This is a genomic window from Mammaliicoccus sp. F-M27, assembly GCF_022387115.1.
GTDB lineage: Bacteria > Bacillota > Bacilli > Staphylococcales > Staphylococcaceae > Mammaliicoccus > Mammaliicoccus vitulinus.
Map to the genome: position 1 here is coordinate 1 of NZ_JAJNIE010000038.1, position 762 is coordinate 762.

The window sequence follows — 762 nt, forward strand, 5'->3', positions numbered from 1 at the left end:
ATATAAATGCGTCTATAACCATAAATACCTTGATATTGATGATAGATATCGTTGATATCTTCCATTAATGTATTATTTTCAATCTCTCTCTTAGATGGTTTTCTGTTTGTCCATTTATAATAACTTGATCTATTTATTCCTAAAACACTACATAACCATTTAATTGGATATTTATTTTTTAGCGCTTTGATCGTTTTGTATGACGCGATTTGTTTACTTTTTGATTCATCATCTCTCTTTCGAATTCTCTCCGCTTTTTTAAAACCTCATTCTCCATTTCTAAATATTTATTTCGTTCTTTTAATGCTTTAATTTCGGCATCTTTTATTTCATCTTCTGTCATTATAGATTGAGGTTTCCCTTTGCCTCGTCCATCTTCTAAACCAGCATTACCATGATTTTTATATTTTTTCACCCAATTATAAACTTGACCATAAGTTACTGAGTACTTATCAGCGATTGTTTTATAATCACTATTACTTTCTATGTAATCTTTAACTATTTCAATGCGTTCTTCTAAATTTGTTTTCCTTGCTTTCATCGTATACACCTCGGGTTTTGGAGAATATGTTTTGTTCTCTTTACCCATAGTATAACGTTTTATCCAATTTCGAACAGTGCGATCTGAGGGGATATTGTATTTAATAGCCAACTGTACAGGCGATATTCCCTTTTCAAAATACTCATTAATAATTTGTAATTTAAAAGATGACGGATACGAGTTATTTTTTGTTTTAGGTAACAATCCATTAACTCCATATA

Annotated in this window: 1 protein-coding gene; it reads right to left on the minus strand. The window is 29.8% G+C overall.

The genetic code is table 11. From position 1 onward, the window contains the following. Nucleotides 1–178: 178 nt before the first annotated feature. On the minus strand, nucleotides 179–762 hold a 584-nt coding region (locus tag LQ598_RS13670; RefSeq protein WP_239745723.1), incomplete at its 5' end, for a helix-turn-helix domain-containing protein.